Genomic DNA, 16,259 nt, shown 5'->3' with positions numbered 1-16,259 from the left:
CATGCGCAACCGCTTCGTCCTTTTCGCCCTTCAGGTGCTGGTGGCGGTGGTGCTGATCGCCATCTGGCATTTCGGCTCCACGGTGAAGGTCTCGATACCGGCGCTTTCGCCGAAGCCCTTCTACCCGCTGGACCCCTTCTTCTTCTCCACGCCGATCGCCGTTTTCGAGCGCACTTTCAAGGACTTCTACACGGGGGTGATCTGGTATCACCTTGGCATCACGCTCCTTGAAACCCTGCTCGCCTTCGCCATCGGCGCCCTTGGCGGGGTGCTGGTGGGCTTCTGGTTCGCCCGCAAGGCGCTGATCGCAGCGGTGTTCGATCCCTATGTGAAGATGGCCAATGCCCTGCCGCGCGTGGTGCTGGCGCCGATCTTCGCCCTGTGGCTGGGGCTCGGCATCTGGTCCAAGGTGGCACTGGGGGTGACGCTGGTCTTCTTCATCGTTTTTTTCAATGTTTACCAAGGCGTTAAGGAGGTCAGCCCGACGCTGCTCGCCAACGCCCGCATGCTGGGCATGAGCGAGCGCCAGCTGATGCGGAACGTGTTCTGGCCCTCCGCGCTGACCTGGATGTTCTCCTCGCTCCACACCGCCGTTGGCTTTGCGCTGGTTGGTGCGGTGGTGGGGGAATATCTCGGGTCGGCGGCGGGGCTGGGCTATCGCATCCATCAGGCGGAAGGGGTGTTCGATGTCACCGGCGTGTTCTCGGGCATGCTGGTGCTGGCCATCTTCGTCATCATCATCGACACGGTGGTGAGCGCCATCGAGAACCGCCTCCTCATCTGGCGCCCCGCGCCGGCGACGCAGGCCTAAAGAAAAACGGGAGGAAAATCATGAGGATGCTCAAGCTCGCAGCGGCCGTGCTCGCGCTCGCTGTCGCCACTCCGGCCGTCGCGCAACAGGCCACCAAGATCGAGAAGCCGAAACTCACGCTCGGGGTCGGCGGCAAGCCACTGCTGTATTATCTGCCGCTGACGATCGCCGAGCGGAAGGGCTTCTTCAAGGAGGAGGGGCTGGATGTCGCCATCAATGATTTCGGCGGCGGAGCCAAGTCTTTGCAAGCCCTTATCGGCGGGTCGATCGATGTGGTGACGGGGGCCTACGAGCACACCATCCGCATGCAGGCCAAGGGCCAGGACATTGTTTCCGTTATCGAATTGGGCCGCTTCCCGGGGATCGTGCTGGTGGCGCGGAAGGACCGGCCGATCAAGTCGGTAAAGGACCTCAAGGGCGCGAAGATCGGTGTGACGGCGCCGGGGTCCTCCACGAATTTCTTCGTCAATTTCCTGATGGCGAAAGATGGCCTGAAGCCGGATGATGCCTCCTACGTCGGTGTCGGCGGCGGAGCTTCTGCCGTGGCGCAGATGAAGCGCGGCGAGATTGACGCGATGTCCAATCTGGACCCCGTGATTACCAAGCTGGTGGATGACGGAGACGTCATTATTCTGGCGGACAGCCGGACGGAAGCTGGAAACGACAAGATCTTCGGCGGCGAGAATCCGGCCGCCGTGCTCTATATGAAGCGCGACTTCGTGGAGCAGAATCCGGTCACCACGCAGAAGCTGGTGAATGCTTTTTACAAGGCCCTTCAATGGCTTAAGACCGCCACCCCCGAGGACGTGGCGGCGGTGGTGCCGGAGGAATATCTGCTTGGGGACAAGGCCTTGTACCTCAACGCGGTCAAGAACTCCCTGCCGATCTATTCGCGCAACGGCCTGATCCCCGAGCGGGGCATGAAGAATGCCCTTAACATGTTGGTGGAGTTTGATTCCGAGCTGAAAGCCGCGAAGATCGACCTCGCCAAGACCTTCGACGGCACCTTCGTGGCGAAGGCGGCGGCGGCGAAATAATCCGGCTCCGGTTCGGGTGTGTTTCACCACCTTGCCGGGGGGCGTTCACCCCCGGTATCGGGTGGGTTCGGGAGTGGTTCGGAAACGGTTCGGGAGCGGCAGATGAAAAACTTGGCCTCCCGCCCTTGAACCGCCGCGATTGATCCCTATCTTCCCATCAACCCCAGCCGATGGATGCGGCGCGCTTTTGAGCGCAGACGCTTCCGGGAGACGGACGGATGTACTCCGATCCCGCCTGAGCAGATCGGTCCACGGCACGGGGTGTTCGTTCCTCCGCTTTCCATTTTATGGATGTGCGGAGGGGCGAGCCGAGCGGACAAGTTCGTCGACGGCCTCTTCTTCGTTTCCTTCGGGCCGCGACGCAAAAGCCTTCCCCAAGTACGAACCTGTCCTGAACTGCGTCCCGTTGCGCCGCGACCTTCGTGTGTTGCGCGTCGCCGGGACGATCGGCGCCTTCGGGGAACCCCCGGAGAGCGTTTCTACAGGAGGCCTCCATGGCCACGGGTACCGTAAAGTTTTTCAACGCCCAGAAGGGTTTCGGCTTCATCGTTCAGGATGAGGGTGGACCCGACGTGTTCGTCCACATCTCCGACGTGGAGCGTTCTGGCATGTACAGCCTGAACGATGGCCAGAAGGTCTCGTTCGACGTCGTCGCGGACAACCGCGGCAAGAGCAAGGCTGCGAACCTCGCCGCTCTCTGAGTGCTTGAAGCCGAAGGCGCGTGAGCTTGCTCACCAGCTTTTGGCCAAGCCGCCTTTGGATGCTGCGCCGTGCCTGAGCGAACCCGCTCGGCGCCGGTCGCGGTTCAGGGGCCACGCAGAGCAGGGCTAAAGGTCCAGGCGTTGACAAGAAAAGGCCCGGTCGTCGCAAGACGGCCGGGCCTTTTTCGTTGAGCCCTTTTGGGGCGCGCGCTCAGCGCAGGACGTAGACGGTCGCGCCCACGCGCACGCGATTGTAGAGGTCGATCACGTCGTCATTGGTCATCCGGAAGCAGCCGGACGACACCGCCTGCCCGATGGTCTCCGGCTCGTTGGAGCCGTGGATGCGGTAGAGGCTTGAGCCGAGATACATGGCGCGGGCGCCGAGCGGGTTGTCGAGGCCGCCGGGCATGTAGCGGGGCAGGTCGGGCCGGCGCCGCAGCATCTGGGCCGGGGGCGTCCAGGAGGGCCATTCCTTCTTGGCGCTCACCGTCTTCACGCCCGACCAGCGGAAGCCGTCGCGGCCGACGCCGATGCCGTAGCGGATGGCCTGGCCACGGGAGGTCACGAAATAAAGGCGCCGCTCCGACGTGTTCACGACGATGTTGCCGGGCGCATATTTCGGATCGATGGAGACCATCTGCCGGCCGATGGGCGAGGAGCCGCCCACCACGCCGACATTCCCGCCGCCGAAGAACTTGTTGAAATTGAAGATGTCGTAGCGATCATCGGCCTTGGCCGAGCCTGTCGCCACCAGCGCGGCGACGGCCGCGAAAACAAGCGATTTCAGCTTCATCATGGCTCTGCGTCTCGGATGGTCCGGAGCGCGAACGACCATCGAGCACGCCCGGATACGTCGGCAACACCGCTTTGTCGCCACAAAACGGACAAGACTGCAACCGCTTTGTGGCGACATGGTTCCCGGCCCACGGGAGTGTGAAGCTTCGTCCAGCTATCATGCTACCGTTCTGGAAATCCCTCACTTCGCGGCGGCAAAGGCCGCGAGCGCGGCGTTGAAGCGATCAGCCGCCTCGATGAAGGGGGCGTGGCCGATGCCGGCGTAGAGGTCCAGCCGGGCGCCCGGAACGGTCGCGGCGATATGCTCCGCCATGGCCGGGGCCACCACCTCGTCCAGCGCGCCCTGCGCCACCAGCACCGGCACGTCGAGGCGCTTCAGCAGGCCCTCATAGTCGGCCGTCCGGCCGAACAGGGCGACGCGCACTTCGGGCGGCACCATCATGTTCACCGCCAGCAATTGCTCGAACAGCGGCTGTGCGATGGGGGCGGCGAAGCAGCGGCGCAGGAAGGTGCGGGTGGCGGCGATGTTCTCTTCCACGTCCGTGCTGCACATTAGCCGCATCAGCCGGTTGCAGCTGCCGTAGAAGCGCCGTTCGTTGGCGGTCACGGCATCGACGAAGACGATGCCGCCGATGCCAGCCGTGCCTTTCACCGCCAGATAGTCGCAGATGATGCGCCCGGCATAGGACCAGCCCACCAGCACCGGCCGCTCCAGCCCCCAGCCGCGGATGACCGCATCGAGCTCCCCGGCCCAGATCTCCGCTGACTGATAAGCGGCGGGATCGGTCGGACGGTCGGAGGCGCCGTGGCCGCGAAAGTCGTAGGTCACGAGCCGATGGCCGGCCAGCGCCGGGCTCGCCGTCTGCCGGTTCCAGCACAGGCCGGATTGCGAGAAGCCGTGGATGAACACCACCGGCGCCCCGTCGGCCGGCCCGAAGGCGGCGCTGGCGATGCCGACGCCATCGGGGGTGAGGATGCGGCGGACCTCGCGGTCGGTGGGGGCGGGGATGGTCATGGGGCGGGTTCCGAAGCGAGGGTGTCCGGCCCGCTTTAGCATTGCGGGGGCGCGGGCTTAAGGGGGAGGGCAGTCCGGAGCGAGGCGCGGACGTGCCCCGTCTCCCCGCCGTCATGCCCCGGCTTGTCCGGGGCATCCACACCCCCATTTGCTCGGTGCCCCAAAACCGAAAGCGGACCCAGCCAAACCGTGGATCCCCCGGACGAGCCGGGGGATGACAGTGCAAACGGTGGGGAGCGCTTACTTGTCCTGATCCTGATGAGCCCCCCCCGCCTTTGGGGCGCCATGGGGCGGTGCTATAGATCAGCTTGCACAGCACCGCCCGAATCGAAGACCTGCATCGCAAAGACCTGCATCGCAAAGAGAGGCGACGGAATGCGCACCGTGACACGCACCGCCCACCGCCGGACGGTTCTTTCCGTCCTCTCGGCCCTCGCGCTCGTGCCCGCCTTGATCGCGCCCACGGCGGCGAGCGCCGCCTCGGAGCGGTTCATGGTGCTGGGGCTGCCCTTCTTCAAGCCGTATCGGGCGGCGATCGCGACGCTCGATGTGGATGGCGCCGGCAAGGTCACCGGCACCCTCGCGCCGCCGGCGGGCGATGCCCGCGCGCCGCTGCCGGTGTCCGGCACGCTGGCCAACGGCGCGCTGAAGCTCACCATCGGGCAGGGGGATGACAGCTACGCCCTCGCCTTCACCGAGAACCAGCGCGGCCTGCATCACATCTATGAGGAGACGGCGTCCGTCCCCGGCCTCACGGCGGTCACGGTGTTCCGGCCCGAGGCCGGCTTCTCCGAGCCGGCGCTGGTGCTCCAGCATGACGAGGACAATTGGTGCGGCCTCGTCACCGGCGGCCTCGCCGTGAGCCTCAAGGCCGCCGACCTCGCCCGCACGCCGGTCGCGCCCGCCGGGCTCGCCGAGATCGATCTCGTGGTCACGCCCCAGCAGGGCGGCACCGCGACGGTGAAGATGAAGGACTACTGGAGCCGCCTGCGCCTCGCCGCCCGCGACGACGACGACGTTTCGGTGGACGTGGCCGTGCCGCTGGGCGCGGAGGCGAAGATCGCGCAGGACCTGCGCAAGGTGCCGCTGGTGGCCACCGTCACGCTGCCCTCCGTGTGCGGGGAGATGGCGTTCGCCGCCGTGCCGCGCGCCAAGCTGATGGACGCGGACAAGGTCTCCGAGGCGAAGCTCAAGGCCTATGGCGACGCCATGCTGGCGCGCCTCCTCTCCGGCGCGGCGCCCGAAGGCGGCACGGGCTCGCGCAAGTTCAAGAGCACCGGCACCGTGGTGCCGGGAGAGGCGGGGCCGGCCTACAAGGCCACCGTCTCCGCCGAATCCGAGGCGAGCCGCCTCGCCAAGGGCACCTGGGACCAGTTCACCGTACTGCTCCAGCCGGTGGTGACGCCGGCCGACACCGCCGCGTCGGTGTCGCTGGTGCCCGTCGTCACCGATCTCAAGGTGGCGAAGAAATCCGGCCCGCAGGCGCCGGCCGATGCCGCCTTCAAGCCGGCGGACGATTCCTCGCAGGTGGCGGCCATCAGCCACCGCCTCGTCTCCTACATCGCCGCCGCCGAAGGCACCCGGTGCAGCTTCCTGACCCAGACCGCGTTCGACGAGCCGGACGGCAGCCTCTCCTGCACCAACCTCGCCATCGACGACGTGAGCCCCGCCGAGGATAACTGAGGCAGGGTGGGGACTGAACCTTCACCGTTTCCTGATGTCGCGTGATGCCCGGCCCTTTGCCGGGCATTTTCGTTATGGGCGGACCAGTTGAGCTTGGCCGCAGTACGGTTCAGGTCAAGATATCGTCGGCCAAGCCTCACGGTATACGAAATTGATTACTTTGCGTAAGGCTTTCAGACAGGCCAAAGCCTGCACATTCCGGCCATGATTGCTTCGGTTTTGTAATGCTCTGCGCCGGAACCATCCTCCCTGCCTCCCGTTCTCTGAGCGGGGGCACAAGAGAGGATACCAACCGATGAACAATCGTCAGCAGGGCGGATCCGGAAACTTCGAGAATGATCGCGAGCGCGCCTCCGAGGCCGGTCGCAAGGGCGGCGAGCAGAGCGCCCAGAACCGCCAGCAGGGCGGTCAGCCGGGCGGCGACAACCGCCAGCAGAGCCAGCAGGACGCCGGCAACCGCGGCCAGCAGGGCGGCTCCGGCAACTTTTCCCAGGATCGGGAGCGCGCCTCCGAGGCGGGCCGCAAAGGCGGCCAGAGCGTGCCGGACGAGAAGCGCTCCTTCTCGCAGGATCAGGATCTCGCCTCCGAAGCCGGCCGCAAGGGCGGTCAGCGCTGATCGCAGGCTGAGCGGGGCGCGGTCTGAAGGGCCGCGCCCGCTCCCCCTCTCTCCATTCATTTTTCCGGGAGGTGCCACATGGGCCTTTTCTCCAAGGACATCCACTCCATGGACGACCTGTTCGTCCACACCCTGCGCGACATCTATTATGCCGAGAAGCGCATCCTGAAAGCGCTGCCGACCATGATCGAGAAGGCGCAGAATTCTACCCTCCGCCAGGCTTTCCAGACCCATCTCGGCGAGACCGAGGGGCATGTGAAGCGGCTTGAGGAAGTGTTCCGCATGCACGGCGTCGAGGCCAAGACGGTGAAGTGCCAGGCCATCGACGGCATCATCGAGGAGGCCGAGGACGTCGCCTCCGAGGTCGCCGATCCCGAGGTGATGGACGCGGCGCTGGCCGCCGCCGCGCAGGCGGTGGAGCATTACGAGATCACCCGCTACGGCACCCTCATCGCCTGGGCCAAGCAGCTCGGCCGCAACGACTGCGCCTCCGTGCTCCAGCGCAACCTGGACGAGGAGAAGGCGGCCGACGCCAAGCTCACCGGCCTCGCCGAGGCCAGGCTGAACATGCGCGCGGCCGAATAGGCCAGCCGCGGCCCAAGCACAAAACCCCGCCGGTCCGCCGGCGGGGTTTTTTATTGGCCCGGTCGCGGTGGCGAATTGTCCACGGCCAAGCCTGATGCAATATGCGGGCTCCCTGCGGGAGGGCAGGGGCGATCCATTTGGGGGACCGATGAAAATCCTAAAGGCTCTTGGTGTCGTGGCCGCGCTCGCCGCGCCGATGCTGCCCACCGCCGGCGTCGCGGCCGACATTCAGTGGAAGCCGGCGAATGGCGGCTCCTGCGATCAGGTGTGCAGCGCCGCCCGCCTCACGGCGCTCTATTCCGGCGTCCACACGCCCGGCAATCAGGTGACGCAGGACAAATTCTACATCTGCGCCACCAACATGAACGGCTACCGCCCCGGCTACAATCTGAAGCCCAAATGGGCCAGCGCCTGCTGGGTGGGATATGGCGGCAAGGAAGTGGCCGCGAAGAATTACGAGTGCGCCTGCCAGTGACGGGGGGGCGGGCGCTGCGCGGACTGCGTGGCGCCGGTTCGGATAAAAGAAAATTTGAGAAGTCTCGCCAGCGCGGAATGGTGGGCGATGCAGGGATTGAACCTGCGACCCCTCCCGTGTGAAGGGTAAGCCTGATTGAGCGTTTACAACGCTTTTCGGCGCTTCTTAACTGCGCTTCCCGGATTTTCCCCGGATTTCGCTTTCCGGACGCGCGGCGGCGTGGGTAGGAGGTCGGCCTTGCGGCTCTCCTCTGAAACCACGACGTGCTCGTAACGCGCGGCGGATTTCGGATCGCGCCAAGCGCCAGTACCCACCAGCCCGCGGGTGTCGAGCCCGGCATAGCGGCGCATCCATGTCGCCCATGTGTGGCGGAAGGTGTGGAAGCTGCAGAATGCGACATCCGCGCCGGCCTCGGCCTTGACCTCAGCAAGCCAGGTATACAGCCGTCCGCACTTGCGGAAGCGGAACACTTTTTTCTTGCCCCGCGCCAGCCCGCGTGGGTGATTCGCAAGCGCCGCCACCACCACCGGCGGCAGGTGGACGCCCCGTGGGTCGTCGTTCTTCGTCTGCGTCACATAGGCGAAGGCCTCGTGCAACATCAGCTTGTCGCACGTGAGGGCCAAAGCCTCGCCCAGGCGCATGCCGGTGTAGCAGAGGAGTCGCAGGAACGCGCCGAACTCGGCGTCCTTCCTGTCGGCTGCGGCGAAAATGCGGAACGCCTGCTCGGGCTGAAGCCAGTCCACGCGCGCGGATCCACGCCAGCCCTTCGGCCGGCGCAGCTGCATCTCGATGCCCGCATGCTTCAGCACCGCCGAAACGGGCGTGTAGACTTGACGGTTGCGGGTCGGCGCGCCGGCGTCGGGGTAAAGCGTCGCGGCGGCGCGGTCGATGTCCTGCTGTGTGATGTCGGCGATGGGCTTCTCGCCAAGGAGGGCGATCAGGCCGCTATGCCACTCCTCGCGCACAGGGTCATATTTGCCGAAGAACCGGTCGTCCCCGCCGCCTTCGGCGTAAGCAGCGGCGGCAATTTCGAATGTGACGACGGGCTCGCCGGATTTCACTCGCGGGAGAAGCCCACCACGTTCGATTTCCGCTTTGCGGGCTGCGAGGATCCGCCGCGCGACGGCTTCGACAGGCGTTCGCGTAGTCTCCTCAACGTACTGTCCGAGGTAGGTTCCACGGATGTACCAGTTCGGCGTTTTGCCCGGCTTGGGCGGGACGAGCTTGAGTGGCACCTCATGGCCTCCCAGAGGGCGCGGATGTCCGATTCGCTGAACAGCTTGCGATGTCCGTTCTGCGCATAGTGGGGGTGATCCTTCACCAAATCCTGCAACGCGCGGCGGCTGATGCGCAACTCGGCCGCGGCCTCTTCCATGGTGAAGATCTTGCCGAGCGTGCCCATCACTGCCTCCCGCACCAGCTGGCCGGCGGGCGCGGGGCGTCCGGATCGTACGCGTAGGGCTGGGCGTAGCCTTCGGCGAGGAGGGTATCGCCCACGTCCTGGCCGTTGGCGGTGAGCCGGCCGCAGAGGCGCCCGTGGTTGCAGCGCTTGGTGCCGGCGGTGCCGGGGCGGCAGCGGCAATCCACTTCCTCAAGGTCCAGCCCGCCGGCGACCACGATCTGCCGCAGGCGCCGCGTCGCGAGGGCGGAGAGCATGCGCTCGGCCGGGCAGCGGGCGCGCTCGCCGGCCTCGGGCGTGTCGAATCCCACGAGGCGATAATGCGCCGGGCCGACGGCGATGGTGTCGCCATCGATGACATGGATGGAGCCGGGCGCGATGGGCTCGGCACGGGCCTGTGCCAGCAGGATGACCAAGACAAGGAACAGGCCGAGCACGATGGCACCCGCCACGATCAGGGCGTTGCGGGCCCTTTCATAGTCAGAAGGGGATTCCATTGTCCATCGTCCGGCTTGGCGGCCGACGGCCGCTGATGATGACCTGATTAGCGCTGCCAGCCATACGTTACCGCTCCCGAAGATTGAAGACGGGCACAGTTCATCTGTGATAGATCCCTTTCGTATCTTCAACGGCAGTCTCCGTTATGTTCAGCCATCTCCGATTGACGATGATAGCGTTCGTGTTCGCGGCGAAGACCATTTCGGCCATTGCGGCGACGCCAGCGGGCGCCGGATCCCCGTTCACTGCAGTTGACGCGCAGAGCGACGTCCAAAATGAGTCACCTGCAGCGAACGAGATTCACCAGGCCACTACGACAACGACGGTCACGGATGGCGCTGCGGGCGCTTCGTCGGCCGGTACCGAACGACTCGCCGACGAGCACGCGGCGCCGACGAGTGATCCAACCTCCGCCCGGCGCGCCGATATCGAGGACACACATGCGGATGTACGCGCTGACTCCGAACTCAAGGCTCAGTGGGAGGCCGCTCACGCGGCGCGGGACCAAGCGACCTATGCCTGGTGGCAAATCTGGATAGCTGTCCTTGGCACGGTTGTCGCCACGGCAGGCACTGGCCTGCTCATCTACACAATACGGCTCACCCACAGATCGCTTGCGATTGCCGAGGAATCTTCCAGGACAGCACTCAATGCCGCAAAAGCGACAGAGGCGGGAGTAGCAGTTGCGATGGAGTCGAGCCGAACGCAACTCCGAGCTTACGCTCACAATGAAGCCATTGCATCTAGGGCAGAATATCGTCCGGATGGAACGCTCGCGGGTGAGCAAATCTACGTTGTATGGAAGAACTGTGGCGCAACGCCGGCCCTTCGCGTGAGATCGGCGGCGTCCGCTATGGCATGGACGACAGGTGTTCTTCCGCCTTGGTTCCCATTTCCAGACATGCCAAGACTGTGGGGCTATGAAACCGGTGATCCCAGCGTTCTCGCCGCTGGCACTCAAATAACTCACAATATTGCGACTGTTCCGGAGCAACAGATTGAAGAAATTATACGTAATTGGAGGATAATTTTTTGTTGGGGATGGATGTCGTACGAAGACATATATGGGCAATACCATATAACGAAATTCTGTTTCAGAAGTCGTGGGGCATCTAGGCGAGACGACGGTACGTTTGCGATAGAGTTCGCATATTATTCTGGAAATAATTGTATTGATGATATTTGTGTACGAGAAGATGAGGCTCGGCCGGCGCCGCCCAATGAATTTTTGCAATACGAACAGAAATTTGGTCGAATGGGAATTTACATGTGGATGGATGAGCAAGCTCCTACGACGTATGAAAGGTCTCCTGACTGGCATCCTCATGACGACCGTCCACGGGACCAATACGGCGTCAGAGCTCCGGACCCATCGTGAGGCGGCTGCTGCAATGAGGTCATTGCGCCACCCGAAGCAGGCTTGAGCATTAGAGCTTGCCCCCGTCGGATGGGCGTCGGCGGTGCTGCTGGGTAGCCACCGACTTTCATTCTCGACGAGCTCTGTATACAGGCGAGCCAAATTGCCGAAGGTGGCAGTTTGGCTCATGAGCCGGCTGATACCGGGGGTGTGCATCGCTCACACCCGCATCGGCATGAGGACGAAGAGGGAGCCGGTGCCCTCCGCCTCGGGGATGATGAGGCACGGCGAGCCGGGGTCGGCCATGGCCATCGTCACCTTCGCGCCGGGCACGGCGGCGAGGATGTCGGCCACATAGGAGGCGTTGAAGCCGATATCGAGCGGCTCGGCGTCATATGTGGCTTCGAGCTCGTCGGTCGCGTCGCCTGTGTCGGGATTGGTGACGGAGAGCGTCAGCATGCCGCCATCGAAACGGAACCGCACCGCCCGCCCGCGCTCGCTGGAAACAGTGGAGACGCGGGCGACGGCCTCGCCGAGCGCCTCCTTGTCGAGCGTCGCCAGCTTGTCGTTGCCGGAGGGCACGACGCGGCCATAGTCCGGGAAGGTGCCGTCGATGAGCTTGGTGGTGAGCGTGGTGACGCCCGCCGTCAGCCGCAGCTTGGTGGTGCTCACTTCCAGCCGCACGCTCTCCTCGCCCAACGGCTTGAGCAGGCGGCCGATCTCGCTTACCGCCTTGCGCGGCACGATGACGCCCGGCAGGTCCTCGCTGCCCTGCGGCGCCTGCACCTGGTGCTGCGCCAGCCGGTGGCCGTCGGTGGCCACGACGCGTAGGGCCGGGCCGTCCTCGGCCTGGGCGAGGTGCAGGTAAATCCCGTTGAGATAATACCGCGTCTCCTCGCTGGAGATGGCAAAGTCCACGCGGTCCAGCATGTTCAAGAGGGCGGACGCCGGGAGCGCGAAGCTGTTGGAGAATTCGCCGGTCGACAGATTCGGGAAGTCGCCGGAGGGCAGGGTGTTCACGCTGATGCGGCTGCGCCCGCTCCTGATGGTGAGCTTGCCGCGCTCGCCGTCGTCCGAAAGCTCCACCTTGGCGCCGGCCGGCAGCTTGCGCACGAAGTCCGACGCCATCTTCGCCGGAAGCGTGGTCGCGCCGGCGGCGGCCACCTCCGCCTCGGCCGTGCTGATGGCCTCCATATCGAGGTCCGTGCCGGTGACGGCAACCGTGCCGTTATGGGCGGAAAGCCGGACGTTGGAGAGGATCGCGACGGTGTTCCGGGTCTCGACCACGCGGCCGACGCGGTCCAGGGCGGCGGCCAGCGCGTCGCGGCTGATGGTGAGTTTCATCGGACGGTCCTTAGGCGGGAGAAGAGATCGGGTTCCGGCGCCAGCGGCTCCGGCAGCGGCGGCACCTCCTCCGCAGGCGGTTGCGCCACATGCATCGGGTCACCGGCATAGGGGTCGGCGGGCGGCACGAGGTGTGCCGGCATCTGCCGCCGGTAGCGCCAGGCGAGATACGTCACGTGGCGCACCTGAGCCGGCGTGATGGTCGCGGGCTGGGCATAGTCCATCTGCCATGCGAACCGCTTGTGTGGATGGGCCACCGGAAAGGTGACGCTCTGGAGCGCGCGAATCCGCTCGAAGGCGAGGCCGATGTCGTCGGTCATGCCGCAGCCTTTCGTTCGTCAGCGCTTGCCTCGTCGGGCGCGGCGAATAGGTCCGGCATGCCCGGCGCAAGCCGCGCCTTGGCCGCCACACGCTCGTCGCGGATTTCCGCGCGCAGCGCGTCGCAGGTGGCGCGCACCAGCTTCTGGGCGAGGGCGGCGCGCGGGGCATGCCGGCGCGTCGCCTTCACATAGGCCGCCGCCATCTCCCGGCGGCGCCGTTCAAGATGTGCGATCCGGGAGATGCCGGCGGCGCGGGTCATGGCGTCAGGCCGCCATCTCGGGCGCGCCCTCAAAGGCGGGCAGGCTGGTTTCCTGCCGCACCTTGTCGAGGTCGTCGCGCACACCGCTCGGTCACGAAGAAGTCGGGCCGGAATATCTGGTAGAACCAGGTGATCTTGCCGGAGACGCGATAGCGCAGGCGCACGGGAATGCGCACCGGCTCGCCCATGAAGAATGGCGCGATGTTGAGGAGGAAGATGCCGGGCACGGTGAGCGGCTTGCCGTCCGCCGTCTGGTGCTCCTCCTGCCATTGGATCTGGCCGGCGCCCGTCTGGAGCGTGTGGGCGTTCTTCACCTGGCTCGCAATATGCACCTGCAGGCCGCGGGAGAGCTGCACCACCTCCGCCGGCGTCGCGACCGTGGTGACGAAATCGCGCTCCAGCGTGTTCTTCTCGGCCTCCGTGGGGCTGCACAGCTCCTGGATGTGATCTTCGAGGAAAGCCGCGAAATCCACCTGGCTCATGGGTTCGCCATCCAGCTTCACCCACGCCTTCCACTCCTCGGAGAGCGGGAAGTCGTATTGGATGCGGTGCTTGCCGTTGTCGGCCGGGCCGCCCGAGGTGTTGTCGTGATAGTCGATGACGGCGGTGAAGCCGGGCTTGTGCCACGAGGTATCGGCGAACACGGCCGTGTGCTCGGTCTTGTGCCGGTTGGCGAGGGCGATGAAGCTTTCCAGCGTGAGCGCCTTGGCCGTGCCGACCTTGCGGGCGGGCTTGAGGCGGAACTGCTCCGCGTAGCTCTTGACCGCCATGAACTCACCCTTGCGCGGGTCCCACACAATGGGGAGTTCCGGCGGAAGGCCGACATGGATCTTGGGGTCGAGGGTGATGATGCCGGAGGTGGGCTCGGCGACCTTGGCGCCCAGCTCGGCGATGTACTTGGCATCGAAGCCGGGGGCGACGGGCGGCATGCCGATGCTTTCGGCGAGCAGCGTCGCGGGCGGCGGGGTGGTTTTCTCGGCCATGGTCTAACCTTTCTTCGGAGGGGAGAGGGCGAGCCGCGCGGCGGCTCAGGCGTTGATGGCCGAGCTGGCGACCGGCTTCGGGCCGCCGAACATGTCCATCTGCTTGGGGTGCTCGGTGGAGAGGGAGCCGTCTTCGAGCACCCACAGGAAGGTCGATGCGCGGGGCGGCTTCGGCACCTTGGCCGCCACCTCGCAGTCGATGGTGACCGACCCATCCTGCACTTCGAGGTTGATGGTGAGCGTCACCTTGCCCTTGGCCTTCACCTTCGGGCGGTTGCCGCACTGCTCCTTGAGCTGGCGCAGCGAGTCGGTGATCTGAAACGACAGTTCCTTGGCCAGTTCGCCGTCTTCCAGCGTGCCGAGGATGGTCTGCGCATCGCGGATGCGTTGCATGGGTTCGGGCTCCTTCAGGCCGCGTTGGCGGCGAGGTGGGGGAACAGCGTGTGAAGGCGGGCGCGCCATTCGTCGGCGGCCTTAGGCCACGGCCACACCGTGATGCGGCCGAGACGGCGGGGCGGGGGCACGCGTTCGACGCTGGCGTGCCAGGGCTTGGGCGGCTTGCAGAGCATGTCGCGCCGCTCGGCGGCGAGCATGGCGAGATCCCAGAGGTGGACGCGCGCGGCAATGTCGGGCGGGAGGGGCCACGGGTGGCCGGCGGCGGCGTGGATGGCCGCGTCGATCTTGAATTCCAACTCCGCCAGGGCGCGGCGGAAGATGAGTTCGCCCGTGAGCTGGGCATTCTCCTTCGCCGCCTTGCCGCCGCCGATCTCCGACGCAAAAACAAGCCCGACATGCGCCGCGAACGCCTGCTTGAGCGGCGTCATCTGGTCCTTGATGTAGGCTTCCTTCGCGTCGTGCAGCAGGAAGGCGCGGGCCGTCTCGATGGAGCCGGTCTCGGCGATGATGGCGTCGGCGCCGAGCACGCAGTGCTGCGCCACGCTGTAGGGGCCGGAGCGCACATGCCCGCCGAAACGCGGCTCGCGGGCGAGGGCCTCGGCCACGTCGTGCTCCAGATCCACCATCTCCGCCGCGGGCGCCATGAGGTCGAACGCGCGGCCGGTGCCCGTCTGCATCCAGATGTCGCTCATTGCGCCGCTCCCGTGGTGGGGGCGTTGGTCTGGATGATGTCGCCTGCCGCTTCGGCCTGCGCCCAGGCAAGGCTGCGCCCGTGCTGGAAGGCGCCCGAGCAGAGCGTGACCACATCCTTCCGGCTGCAGCCCGCGTTCGTGGCGATGAACTCTGCGCGGGCGGCCAAGCCGCCGGCCATGCTGGACACGAAATCGGCGATGGACGCTTGCATCATGAGGCTTGGATGCATCTCGGTCGCAGTGCGAATGCTCTGCATCGCCACGTTCATGGCGCGGATCACATCGATGCCCATGCTTTTCAGGGCGTCGGCTTCTTCCGGGGTGAGATCGGGCGCGCTCATGGCCGCACCTCCGCCGGCGGCAGGCCGAGGCTGGCGTTCAGGCTCGACAGAGGCACCGACGGCAGGCGCGGCGGCACGTCCCGCTCAAGGCGGGCAACGAAAGCGGAGGCCTCCGGCCAGCGATCGCGCAGCATCTTGGTGGAGGAGACCGCATAGACCACGGCCTTGATCTGCGTGCGGGAGTCCCGCACCCGCTCGGCCAGATCTTTCTTGCGCTCTTCGATGCTCCGGAACGTGGCGGTGAAGCGATGCTCCGGCGCATAAACCTTGGCGCAGCCTGTCGTGTGCTTATGCGCCATGCGCATCGTCGCGGGCTTGGCATCCGACTTCTTGCGCAAGCCGCTCCATTCGCCGTGATAGGTGTGCGTGCCGTCGAACGACAGGCGGGTGTAGCCGCTGCTGTCGCCGAACTGGATGGCAACACTGGTGACTTCGGGCATCCAGCCGGCGGGTAGGTCCGCCATGGCCGCGCGCTGCGCGGACTTGTAGATGTCGTTGTAGATGGCGAGGGCGAAGGCAGCGGCCTCGCCTTCCAGTGCCGCGATCTCGTCGGCATAGCGATGGCCGAGCAAGTCGGTGATGAACCGGTCGCGCATCATGTTGGTGAGCGGGATGGACTTGCTCATGCCACCTCTCCGTCGTCGGGCTGGATGGGTTCAAAGCGCCAGCGGCGCAGGGGGATCACAGGCGCAGCCGGGGTTTCGGCCTCTGGCGCAGCGTCGAGGCGGCGGTTTGCGGCGGCGAGCGCGTGGTCGATGACGCGATCCATCGCCGGGGTGCAGCGCGGCTCACCGACGCGCATGTTGATGAGGGCCATGCCCAGATTGCCGGCCACTTCGCGATGACCCAGCGTTGCGGCCTCGAGTAGCCCCTGCGAGATGCCCCACACCACCTTGGCAATCGCGCCGGGGCCGGTGCCGCCCGGGCACCAGGTGATGAGTGTGCCCATCG

General features: G+C 65.8%; 22 protein-coding genes. 8 read left to right on the top strand and 14 right to left on the bottom strand.

Annotation, left to right across the window (positions count from 1 at the left end; all coding sequences use genetic code 11):
* Nucleotide 1: 1 nt before the first annotated feature.
* The 3 genes from J2126_RS03485 to J2126_RS03475 all read left to right on the top strand — a co-directional run bounded on the left by J2126_RS03485 (nt 2) and on the right by J2126_RS03475 (nt 2,549).
* Nucleotides 2-811, top strand: coding sequence for an ABC transporter permease (locus J2126_RS03485; protein ID WP_209483982.1), 810 nt, complete (start codon nt 2-4; stop codon nt 809-811).
* Between the two features lie 20 nt (nt 812-831).
* Nucleotides 832-1,848: an ABC transporter substrate-binding protein gene (locus J2126_RS03480; protein ID WP_209483980.1), complete on the top strand. Its 1,017-nt coding sequence runs from the start codon at nt 832-834 to the stop codon at nt 1,846-1,848.
* A 494-nt stretch (nt 1,849-2,342) separates the two neighbouring features.
* A complete protein-coding gene (locus tag J2126_RS03475; protein WP_209483978.1) occupies nt 2,343-2,549 on the top strand; it encodes a cold-shock protein in 207 nt (68 codons plus the stop codon).
* Nucleotides 2,550-2,760: 211 nt separating this feature from the next.
* Here the strand turns inward: J2126_RS03475 and J2126_RS03470 are convergent, their stop codons facing one another.
* The gene (locus tag J2126_RS03470) at nt 2,761-3,345 is read right to left on the bottom strand and encodes a L,D-transpeptidase (protein WP_209483975.1); all 585 of its coding nucleotides are present in this window, start codon (nt 3,343-3,345) and stop codon (nt 2,761-2,763) included.
* Between the two features lie 180 nt (nt 3,346-3,525).
* Nucleotides 3,526-4,359 carry an alpha/beta fold hydrolase gene (locus J2126_RS03465; RefSeq protein ID WP_209483973.1) on the bottom strand — a complete coding sequence of 278 codons (834 nt, stop codon included), beginning with the start codon at nt 4,357-4,359 and terminating at the stop codon, nt 3,526-3,528.
* Nucleotides 4,360-4,734: 375 nt separating this feature from the next.
* Between J2126_RS03465 and J2126_RS03460 the strand changes: the two genes are divergently transcribed.
* The 4 genes from J2126_RS03460 (at nt 4,735) to J2126_RS03445 (ending at nt 7,718) form a co-directional block, all read left to right on the top strand.
* Entirely contained in the window at nt 4,735-6,042 is a 1,308-nt protein-coding gene (locus J2126_RS03460) for a hypothetical protein (RefSeq protein WP_209483971.1), read from the top strand.
* A 295-nt stretch (nt 6,043-6,337) separates the two neighbouring features.
* A complete protein-coding gene (locus tag J2126_RS03455) occupies nt 6,338-6,658 on the top strand; it encodes a general stress protein (RefSeq protein WP_209483969.1) in 321 nt (106 codons plus the stop codon).
* A gap of 78 nt (nt 6,659-6,736) precedes the next feature.
* The gene (locus J2126_RS03450; protein ID WP_209483967.1) at nt 6,737-7,243 is read left to right on the top strand and encodes a ferritin-like domain-containing protein; all 507 of its coding nucleotides are present in this window, start codon (nt 6,737-6,739) and stop codon (nt 7,241-7,243) included.
* 148 nt (nt 7,244-7,391) lie between these two features.
* Nucleotides 7,392-7,718, top strand: a complete 327-nt coding sequence (locus tag J2126_RS03445; protein WP_209483965.1) for a hypothetical protein — start codon at nt 7,392-7,394, stop codon at nt 7,716-7,718.
* A 143-nt stretch (nt 7,719-7,861) separates the two neighbouring features.
* Here J2126_RS03445 and J2126_RS03440 read toward each other — a convergent pair whose 3' ends face one another.
* From J2126_RS03440 to J2126_RS03435, 3 genes are read right to left on the bottom strand one after another with little or no spacing between them, the layout of a single operon-like run.
* Complete coding sequence (locus J2126_RS03440) at nt 7,862-8,779, bottom strand: tyrosine-type recombinase/integrase (protein WP_348634216.1); 918 nt, start codon at nt 8,777-8,779, stop codon at nt 7,862-7,864.
* Nucleotides 8,776-9,120, bottom strand: coding sequence for a helix-turn-helix domain-containing protein (locus J2126_RS25730; RefSeq protein ID WP_348634215.1), 345 nt, complete (start codon nt 9,118-9,120; stop codon nt 8,776-8,778). The genes J2126_RS03440 and J2126_RS25730 overlap by 4 nt, the downstream gene beginning before the upstream one ends.
* The gene (locus J2126_RS03435) at nt 9,120-9,614 is read right to left on the bottom strand and encodes a thermonuclease family protein (RefSeq protein ID WP_245327191.1); all 495 of its coding nucleotides are present in this window, start codon (nt 9,612-9,614) and stop codon (nt 9,120-9,122) included. Before J2126_RS03435 ends, J2126_RS25730 begins: the two co-directional genes overlap by 1 nt.
* Nucleotides 9,615-9,760: 146 nt before the next feature.
* Here J2126_RS03435 and J2126_RS03430 point away from each other — a divergent pair, with 146 nt between their 5' ends.
* Complete coding sequence (locus J2126_RS03430) at nt 9,761-10,993, top strand: hypothetical protein (protein WP_209483961.1); 1,233 nt, start codon at nt 9,761-9,763, stop codon at nt 10,991-10,993.
* 198 nt (nt 10,994-11,191) lie between these two features.
* Here the strand turns inward: J2126_RS03430 and dnaN are convergent, their stop codons facing one another.
* From dnaN to J2126_RS03385, 9 genes are read right to left on the bottom strand one after another with little or no spacing between them, the layout of a single operon-like run.
* Nucleotides 11,192-12,316, bottom strand: a complete 1,125-nt coding sequence (gene dnaN / locus J2126_RS03425) for a DNA polymerase III subunit beta (protein WP_209483959.1) — start codon at nt 12,314-12,316, stop codon at nt 11,192-11,194.
* Nucleotides 12,313-12,636, bottom strand: coding sequence for a hypothetical protein (locus J2126_RS03420; RefSeq protein WP_209483957.1), 324 nt, complete (start codon nt 12,634-12,636; stop codon nt 12,313-12,315). The genes dnaN and J2126_RS03420 overlap by 4 nt, the downstream gene beginning before the upstream one ends.
* On the bottom strand, nt 12,633-12,896 hold the full coding sequence (locus J2126_RS03415) for a hypothetical protein (protein ID WP_209483955.1): 264 nt from the start codon (nt 12,894-12,896) through the stop codon (nt 12,633-12,635). The genes J2126_RS03420 and J2126_RS03415 overlap by 4 nt, the downstream gene beginning before the upstream one ends.
* A 29-nt stretch (nt 12,897-12,925) precedes the next feature.
* Entirely contained in the window at nt 12,926-13,879 is a 954-nt protein-coding gene (locus tag J2126_RS03410) for a DUF2303 family protein (RefSeq protein ID WP_209483953.1), read from the bottom strand.
* A 45-nt stretch (nt 13,880-13,924) separates the two neighbouring features.
* Nucleotides 13,925-14,272 (bottom strand): hypothetical protein, encoded by a 348-nt coding sequence (locus J2126_RS03405; protein WP_209483951.1) that lies wholly within the window; start codon nt 14,270-14,272, stop codon nt 13,925-13,927.
* 14 nt (nt 14,273-14,286) lie between these two features.
* On the bottom strand, nt 14,287-14,967 hold the full coding sequence (locus tag J2126_RS03400) for a hypothetical protein (RefSeq protein ID WP_209483949.1): 681 nt from the start codon (nt 14,965-14,967) through the stop codon (nt 14,287-14,289).
* Nucleotides 14,964-15,308, bottom strand: a complete 345-nt coding sequence (locus J2126_RS03395; RefSeq protein ID WP_209483948.1) for a hypothetical protein — start codon at nt 15,306-15,308, stop codon at nt 14,964-14,966. Before J2126_RS03395 ends, J2126_RS03400 begins: the two co-directional genes overlap by 4 nt.
* Nucleotides 15,305-15,934, bottom strand: a complete 630-nt coding sequence (locus J2126_RS03390) for an Nmad5 family putative nucleotide modification protein (RefSeq protein ID WP_209483946.1) — start codon at nt 15,932-15,934, stop codon at nt 15,305-15,307. Before J2126_RS03390 ends, J2126_RS03395 begins: the two co-directional genes overlap by 4 nt.
* Nucleotides 15,931-16,257 (bottom strand): hypothetical protein, encoded by a 327-nt coding sequence (locus J2126_RS03385; RefSeq protein WP_209483944.1) that lies wholly within the window; start codon nt 16,255-16,257, stop codon nt 15,931-15,933. The genes J2126_RS03390 and J2126_RS03385 overlap by 4 nt, the downstream gene beginning before the upstream one ends.
* Nucleotides 16,258-16,259 lie beyond the last annotated feature (2 nt).

Origin of the sequence: Xanthobacter flavus, from assembly GCF_017875275.1 — a bacterium.
Classification (GTDB): domain Bacteria; phylum Pseudomonadota; class Alphaproteobacteria; order Rhizobiales; family Xanthobacteraceae; genus Xanthobacter; species Xanthobacter flavus_A.
The sequence above is the reverse complement of the archived record's forward strand: the minus strand, read 5'-3'. Positions and strand labels throughout refer to the sequence as shown.

Coding starts and splice junctions, on each gene's coding strand:
- J2126_RS03485 (WP_209483982.1), top strand. CDS start 2: ATGCGCAACCGCTTCGTCCTTTTCGCCCTTCAGGTGCTGGTGGCGGTG.
- J2126_RS03480 (WP_209483980.1), top strand. CDS start 832: ATGAGGATGCTCAAGCTCGCAGCGGCCGTGCTCGCGCTCGCTGTCGCC.
- J2126_RS03475 (WP_209483978.1), top strand. CDS start 2,343: ATGGCCACGGGTACCGTAAAGTTTTTCAACGCCCAGAAGGGTTTCGGC.
- J2126_RS03470 (WP_209483975.1), bottom strand. CDS start 3,345: ATGATGAAGCTGAAATCGCTTGTTTTCGCGGCCGTCGCCGCGCTGGTG.
- J2126_RS03465 (WP_209483973.1), bottom strand. CDS start 4,359: ATGACCATCCCCGCCCCCACCGACCGCGAGGTCCGCCGCATCCTCACC.
- J2126_RS03460 (WP_209483971.1), top strand. CDS start 4,735: ATGCGCACCGTGACACGCACCGCCCACCGCCGGACGGTTCTTTCCGTC.
- J2126_RS03455 (WP_209483969.1), top strand. CDS start 6,338: ATGAACAATCGTCAGCAGGGCGGATCCGGAAACTTCGAGAATGATCGC.
- J2126_RS03450 (WP_209483967.1), top strand. CDS start 6,737: ATGGGCCTTTTCTCCAAGGACATCCACTCCATGGACGACCTGTTCGTC.
- J2126_RS03445 (WP_209483965.1), top strand. CDS start 7,392: ATGAAAATCCTAAAGGCTCTTGGTGTCGTGGCCGCGCTCGCCGCGCCG.
- J2126_RS25730 (WP_348634215.1), bottom strand. CDS start 9,120: ATGGGCACGCTCGGCAAGATCTTCACCATGGAAGAGGCCGCGGCCGAG.
- J2126_RS03435 (WP_245327191.1), bottom strand. CDS start 9,614: ATGGAATCCCCTTCTGACTATGAAAGGGCCCGCAACGCCCTGATCGTG.
- J2126_RS03430 (WP_209483961.1), top strand. CDS start 9,761: ATGTTCAGCCATCTCCGATTGACGATGATAGCGTTCGTGTTCGCGGCG.
- dnaN (WP_209483959.1), bottom strand. CDS start 12,316: ATGAAACTCACCATCAGCCGCGACGCGCTGGCCGCCGCCCTGGACCGC.
- J2126_RS03420 (WP_209483957.1), bottom strand. CDS start 12,636: ATGACCGACGACATCGGCCTCGCCTTCGAGCGGATTCGCGCGCTCCAG.
- J2126_RS03415 (WP_209483955.1), bottom strand. CDS start 12,896: ATGACCCGCGCCGCCGGCATCTCCCGGATCGCACATCTTGAACGGCGC.
- J2126_RS03410 (WP_209483953.1), bottom strand. CDS start 13,879: ATGGCCGAGAAAACCACCCCGCCGCCCGCGACGCTGCTCGCCGAAAGC.
- J2126_RS03405 (WP_209483951.1), bottom strand. CDS start 14,272: ATGCAACGCATCCGCGATGCGCAGACCATCCTCGGCACGCTGGAAGAC.
- J2126_RS03400 (WP_209483949.1), bottom strand. CDS start 14,967: ATGAGCGACATCTGGATGCAGACGGGCACCGGCCGCGCGTTCGACCTC.
- J2126_RS03395 (WP_209483948.1), bottom strand. CDS start 15,308: ATGAGCGCGCCCGATCTCACCCCGGAAGAAGCCGACGCCCTGAAAAGC.
- J2126_RS03390 (WP_209483946.1), bottom strand. CDS start 15,934: ATGAGCAAGTCCATCCCGCTCACCAACATGATGCGCGACCGGTTCATC.
- J2126_RS03385 (WP_209483944.1), bottom strand. CDS start 16,257: ATGGGCACACTCATCACCTGGTGCCCGGGCGGCACCGGCCCCGGCGCG.